At 60.8% G+C, this 6,614-nt stretch carries 5 protein-coding genes and 1 pseudogene; 5 read left to right on the top strand and 1 reads right to left on the bottom strand.

All coding sequences use genetic code 11. The annotated features are described in order from the left end of the window. Positions 1-340 (top strand): annotated as a pseudogene (gene glyA / locus ACR0BF_RS17945) (serine hydroxymethyltransferase); the annotation flags it as partial. A 17-nt stretch (positions 341-357) separates the two neighbouring features. Next, the gene (locus tag ACR0BF_RS17940; protein WP_480625449.1) at positions 358-1,335 is read left to right on the top strand and encodes an HpcH/HpaI aldolase/citrate lyase family protein; all 978 of its coding nucleotides are present in this window, start codon (positions 358-360) and stop codon (positions 1,333-1,335) included. Between the two features lie 235 nt (positions 1,336-1,570). Here ACR0BF_RS17940 and ACR0BF_RS17935 read toward each other — a convergent pair whose 3' ends face one another. Beyond that, complete coding sequence (locus ACR0BF_RS17935) at positions 1,571-2,518, bottom strand: GlxA family transcriptional regulator (protein ID WP_480520439.1); 948 nt, start codon at positions 2,516-2,518, stop codon at positions 1,571-1,573. 80 nt (positions 2,519-2,598) lie between these two features. On the opposite strand from ACR0BF_RS17935, the gene ACR0BF_RS17930 reads away from it, so the two are divergent. Genes ACR0BF_RS17930 through ACR0BF_RS17920 form a run of 3 tightly spaced genes read left to right on the top strand, consistent with a single transcriptional unit; the run spans position 2,599 to position 6,560 of the window. Further along, positions 2,599-3,759: an acyl-CoA dehydrogenase family protein gene (locus tag ACR0BF_RS17930; protein ID WP_480484285.1), complete on the top strand. Its 1,161-nt coding sequence runs from the start codon at positions 2,599-2,601 to the stop codon at positions 3,757-3,759. A gap of 2 nt (positions 3,760-3,761) precedes the next feature. Beyond that, on the top strand, positions 3,762-5,777 hold the full coding sequence (locus tag ACR0BF_RS17925; RefSeq protein WP_480606892.1) for an acetate--CoA ligase family protein: 2,016 nt from the start codon (positions 3,762-3,764) through the stop codon (positions 5,775-5,777). Between the two features lie 3 nt (positions 5,778-5,780). Next, positions 5,781-6,560, top strand: a complete 780-nt coding sequence (locus ACR0BF_RS17920) for a carnitinyl-CoA dehydratase (protein ID WP_480477431.1) — start codon at positions 5,781-5,783, stop codon at positions 6,558-6,560. The last annotated feature ends 54 nt before the right edge of the window (positions 6,561-6,614 follow it).

Raw genomic sequence — 6,614 nt, 5'->3', positions numbered from 1 at the left:
CACCGACACCCATGTGGTGCTGGTTGACCTGCGCCCCAAGGGCGTCAAGGGCAACGCCACCGAAAAGGCCCTGGGCCGGGCGCATATCACCTGCAACAAGAACGGCGTGCCATTTGACCCGGAAAAGCCGACCATCACGTCGGGCATCCGCCTGGGCAGCCCCGCCGGCACCACCCGCGGCTTTGGCGAGACCGAATTCCGCCAGATCGCCGACTGGATCATCGAAGTGGTCGACGGCCTGGCAGCCAACGGCGAAGACGGCAACTCCGAAGTCGAAGCCCGCGTCCGCGCCCAGGTCGCAGATCTCTGCAACCGCTTCCCCATCTACCCGAACTTGTAAGCCGAAAGGTCCCAACAATGAGCTTTCACCCAATTGAACAAGCCCCCGCCCGCCTGAACCGCAGCGAGCTTGCCGTGCCCGGCAGCCAGCCCGGAATGTTTGAGAAGGCCGCGAAATCGGACGCGGATGTCATCTTCCTCGATCTGGAAGACGCCGTCGCGCCCGATGAAAAGGAACAGGCGCGCAGGAACATCATTCAGGCGCTGAACGAAATCGACTGGGGCAACAAGACCATGTCGGTGCGGATCAATGGCCTGGATACCCATTATATGTACCGGGATGTCGTGGATGTCGTCGAACAGGCGGGCCAGCGTCTGGACCTGATCATGATCCCAAAAGTCGGGACAGCCGCAGATGTGTATGCGGTCGACATGCTGGTGACCCAGATCGAAGACGCCAAGGGATACAAGAAACGGATCGGGTTCGAACACATCATCGAAACCGCGCTTGGTATGCAGAATGTCAGCGCGATCGCGGCCGCATCAAAGCGCAATGAAAGCCTTCATTTTGGTGTCGCGGATTATGCGGCCTCGACCCGCGCGCGAACCACAATCATCGGGGGCGTGAACCCGGACTATTCGGTTCTGACCGACCCGGATGCCGACGGAGGCCGCCTGAACCACTGGGGCGACATGTGGCACTATGCACTTGCCCGCATGGTGGTTGCGGCGCGCGCCAACGGGCTGCGTCCGATTGATGGGCCTTTTGGCGATTTTCAGGATCCCGACGGTTACAAGGCCGCCGCAAAACGTGCCGCCGTTTTGGGGTGCGAGGGGAAATGGGCCATCCACCCCCGCCAGATCGCACTTGCCAATGAGGTGATGTCGCCCTCGGATGCCGAAGTTACCAAGGCACGGCGTATCCTTGTCGCCATGGCCGAGGCCGAGGCGGATGGGAAAGGTGCCGTGTCTCTGGATGGCCGTCTGATCGACTATGCCTCGATCCGTCAGGCCGAAGTGCTGGTTGAAAAGGCAAGCCAGATCGCTGCGGCCTGATCGCCCGCACCAAACCTGACTTGCGTGGGCGCACTGTCCACGCATATTCTCCAGCGCTTTGACGGGCAGACTACGGCGCTAACATAAATCGGCTGTCCGCGTTTCGCGAAAATTGCCTCCCTAAAACGTTTGTCACATTTTGACCAGCAAACGGATGCTGCCTTAAATCGCTACGACAAAAGCAAGGGATGTTTCCGAGTTCGACACCTGAAACCGGAACCCTGCCAATCCCGGTTCACTGCCCCGACAGGTTTCCGTTCCGAAATGCGGTCGGCGTCTGACCGAACTCGGCCTTGAACGCACGGGTCATGGCACTGGCGTTTTCGTATCCACAGCGCCCCGCGATCTCGGCGATGGATTGTTCCGTATCCTCGGCCAGATTACGCGCGCGGTTCAGGCGCAGACGCCGGTACAGCGCTTGCGGAGTTGTTTTCAGTTCCGCCTGAACACGCGTTTCGAGCCTTTTCTGTGAACATCCGATTTTCCGGGCCACACTCCGGACAGACAGCGGTGCTTCAAGATGCGCCTGCATGACAGTCAGCGCGCGATTGACCAGCGTGTCCTCGGATTTCAAAGGCAGGTCATAATGGCCACGCCCGTTCCGGCTCATGAACAGGTGCTCGACCTCCATCGCCAGCAGCGGGCCGTGATCCCGGCGGATCAAGGTCAGGGCCAGATCGAAGGCTGCCATGGCTCCGGAACAGGTCAGCCGATTACCATCAATGACAAACCTTTCCCGCACGGCCTCCACCGCCGGAAACCTTTCCTCGAACCGCGAAAACTCGTCCCAATGAATGGTCGCCCTGTGGTCATCCAGCAATCCGGCACTGGCAAGCAGCCAGCTTCCCGTATCCAGCCCGGCCAGATGCTTGTGTTTCTTGGCCGCTGCCAGCACGGCACGCATGGTCGACCGCGTATCCAGCTTCAGGTATCCATATGACGGCATGACAACAAGAAAATCCCCCTGTTGATCGCCGATGGCCCCGTTCGGGGTGACGACAAGGCCGCTTGAGCTTTGAACAGGGTTGCCGTCAAGCGAACAGAAGCGCCACGCATATAACGCCTGCCGCGACAGGGTGTTCGCCGCCCGCAACGGTTCGACCATGTTCGCAAGGCAATGGTTCGAGAACCCGTTGAACAGAAGGACATTGTACTGCTGCGATAATATTTTCGAATTTAGCATGAAACTGATCTATCTCTGCATGTCGTGACCATGAGCGATGGCGTTTGGTTGGTCAACCACCGATCCAGGGAACACGCGCCATGCAGTTTGGTCTGACAGAAGAACAGGACATGATCGTCTCGACGGTCCGCAGCTTTGTAGAAAAAGAAATCTACCCGCATGAAGACGCGGTCGAACGCAGCGGAACGGTCCCGCTGGAGCTTGGCAATGAGATCAAGCAGAAATGTATCGATCTTGGGTTCTATGCCTGCAACTTCCCCGAAGAAGTGGGCGGCGCGGGCCTGTCGCATCTGGATTTTACGCTGGTCGAGCGTGAACTGGGCCGTGGGTCGATGGCGCTGACGCATTTCTTTGGCCGCCCGCAGAACATCCTCATGGCCTGCAACGACGAACAGCGCGAACGCTATCTGCTGCCCGCAGTGCGCGGGGAAAAGATGGACGCGCTGGCGATGACCGAACCGGATGCCGGATCGGACGTGCGCGGCATGAAATGTCAGGCGGTGCGCGACGGCGGCGACTGGGTCGTCAACGGTTCGAAACATTTCATCTCGGGCGCGGAACACGCGGATTTCTTCATTGTCTTCGTTGCCACCGGCGTGGATGAGACCCCGAAAGGCCCCAAAAAACGCATCACCACCTTCCTGGTGGATCGCGGCACACCGGGCTTTGAAGTGCGCGACGGCTACAGATCAGTCAGCCACAGGGGCTATAAAAACTGTATCCTGTATTTCGACAATTGCCGACTGTCCGATGCGCAGGTTCTGGGCGAGGTCGATGGCGGCTTTGCGGTGATGAACGAATGGCTCTACGCGACCCGGCTGACGGTTGCGGCCTTTTCGGTTGGGCGCGCGCGGCGCTGCTTTGATTATGCGCTGAACTACGCCGCCGAGCGCAAGCAATTCGGCCAGCCCATCGGCAAGTTTCAGGGTGTGGGCTTTCAGATTGCCGACATGATCACCGAGATTGACGCCGCCGACTGGCTGACCCTTGCCGCCGCTTGGCGCCTGGACCAGAACCTGCCCGCAAACCGCGAGATCGCCTCGGCCAAGCTCTATGCCTCCGAGGCATTGGCGCGGGTCACCGACACGACGCTGCAAATCTTCGGCGGCATGGGCCTGATGGATGATTTCCCGATCGAACGGTTTTGGCGCGACGCCCGGGTCGAACGGATCTGGGACGGCACCAGCGAGATTCAGCGCCACATCATCAGCCGCGATCTTCTGCGTCCGCTGGGCGCCTGACCATGACCAAAGACCTGACCCGGCTGCTGCGCCCGAAATCCATCGCTGTCATTGGCGGCGGTGCATGGTGCCAACAGGTTATTCTGCAATCAGAACGCATGGGATATGCCGGTCAGATCTGGCCGGTCCATCCCAAGGCTTCTGACATTGCGGGCCACAAGGTTTATGGCCATATCGAAGACCTGCCCGACGCACCTGACGCGGTTTTCATCGGCATCAACCGCCACGCCACGGTTGAAGCGGTTCAAGTCCTGTCCAGCGTGGGTGCGGGTGGCGCTGTCTGCTTCGCCTCGGGCTTTTCCGAAGCCGTGGCCGAGGACGACACCGGCGGGGATTTGCAGGATCAACTGATCAACGCGGCCGGCGACATGCCCATTCTGGGCCCGAACTGCTATGGCTTCATCAACGCGCTGGACGGGGCATTGCTGTGGCCGGATCAGCACGGGGTTGTGCCCGTCGACAAGGGCGTGGCGATCCTGACGCAAAGCTCGAACATCTCGATCAACCTGACCATGCAGAAACGCGGGCTGCCGATTGCCTATATGGTGACCTGCGGAAATATGGCTCAGACCAGTCAGGCGCAGATCGCCTCGGCCCTGATCGATGACCCGCGCGTGACCGCAGTGGGCCTGCATATCGAAGGCTTCAAGAACATCCGCGAATGGGAAGCACTGGCCGCCAAAGCCCATGCAAAAGGCGTCCCGCTGGTTGCCCTCAAGGTCGGCGCATCGGAACAGGCGCAGGCGGCAACCGTTTCCCATACCGCGTCACTGGCGGGCAGCGATGCCGGGGCGCAGGCGCTGCTTGACCGGCTTGGCATTCCACGCCTTTCGGCGCTGCCTGACTTCCTTGAAACACTCAAACTGTTGCACTGCTACGGGCCGCTGCCGGGGGGCAACATCGCCTCGATCAGCTGTTCGGGGGGCGAGGCGAGCCTGATTGCCGATATGGCCGTTGGCACTGGGCTGCAATTTCCACGGCTGAGCGGTGAAAAGCTGACCCGCCTGCGCAGCGCGCTCGGGCCCATGGTCGCGCTGAACAACCCGCTGGATTATCACACCTATATCTGGCGTGACGAACTGGCGATGACGCGGGCTTGGTCGGGCATGACGGGCGACGATATCGACATGACATTCTCGATCGTCGACTACCCGACCACCGACTCCACCGATTGGGCCTGCGCAACGCAGGCAGCGTTGAACGTACGGGCAGAAACCGGCGCCCGGTTCGCGATTGTCGCCACCTTGCCGGAACTTTTACCGGAAGACATCGCACAAAAGCTGATGGTCGGGGGTGTTGTACCCTTCATGGGGCTGCGCGAGGCGCTGTCGGCGACCCGCGCCGCAGGGCAGGTCAAGGCCCCATCCGCAACGCCCGTTTTGCAGCCGGGTATGATGGAACCAACCCAAATCCTGACCGAAGGCGCCTCGAAGGCGGCGCTGGCGGAATGCGGCCTGCGTATCCCGCAGAACCGGACGGTGCGGGGCGCGGAAGCTGCCCGTGCCGCAGCGGACCAGATGGAAGGCCCTTTTGCCGTCAAGGGTGTCGGGCTTGCACATAAATCCGAACACAGCGCCGTTCGGCTGGGCATCCGGGCCGGCGACGTCGCGGCTGTCGCGGCTGATATCGGCACCGAAGACATCCTGATCGAAGAGATGGTCACCGGAACCGTTGCCGAACTTCTGATTGGCGTGGTGCGTGACCCTGCGCATGGGTTTGTTCTGACCCTTGGGGCAGGGGGCGTGCTGACCGAACTGCTGCGCGACACGGTATCCTTGCTGGTACCCAGCCCGCCCGGAGACATCCGCTCCGCCCTCGGTCAATTGAAGATCGCCCCGCTGCTGGCGGGCTATCGCGGTCAACCGGCGGCTGATATGGATGCGATTGTTGCCGCGGTCGAGGCCGTTCAGACCTATGTCATGCAAAATGCCGACACGCTTGGCGAGGTCGAGATTAACCCGCTCCTGTGCACGCCGGATAAGGCTGTTGCCGTGGACGCCCTGATAAGAAAGGCCTGAGATATGGACCCGATCAAAACCCGCCGCGATGGTTCAATCCTCGAGGTCACGCTGGACCGCCCCAAGGCAAACGCGATTGATCTGATCACCAGCCGCAGAATGGGCGAGGTCTTTGCTGAATTCCGCGACGACCCGGACCTGCGCGTGGCCATCCTGACCGGTGCGGGCGAAAAATTCTTTTGCCCCGGCTGGGATCTGAAAGCTGCCGCCGACGGCGACGCGGTGGACGGAGATTACGGCGTCGGTGGGTTCGGAGGCCTGCAAGAGCTGCGCGACCTGAACAAGCCCGTGATTGCCGCCGTCAACGGTATCGCCTGCGGTGGCGGGCTGGAGCTGGCCTTGTCCGCGGACATGATTCTTGCCGCTGATCACGCCACTTTTGCCTTGCCGGAAATCCGCTCGGGCACTGTTGCGGATGCCGCCAGCGTCAGGTTGCCCAAGCGCATCCCCTATCACATCGCGATGGAGCTGCTGCTGACAGGCCGCTGGTTTGATGCCGAAGAAGCCAACCGCTGGGGTCTGGTGAATGAGATTATTGCCGCTGATCAGCTGATGGACCGCACGTGGGAACTCGCCCGCCTGCTGGCGTCAGGGCCGCCGCTGGTCTATGCGGCCATCAAGGAAATCGTGCGCGATGCTGAAGACGCCAAGTTTCAGGACGCCATGAACCGCATCACCAAACGGCAATTGCGCAGCGTGGATGTCCTCTATTCCAGTGAGGACCAGCTTGAAGGCGCGCGTGCATTTGCTGAAAAACGTGATCCGGTCTGGAAAGGCAAATAGAAACACGGTGTGTTTGTCGCGCGGATCCGGTAAATTTCCCATTTACTGATCCGC

The organism is Ruegeria sp. AG7 (assembly GCF_056541545.1).
The sequence above is the reverse complement of the archived record's forward strand: the minus strand, read 5'-3'. Positions and strand labels throughout refer to the sequence as shown.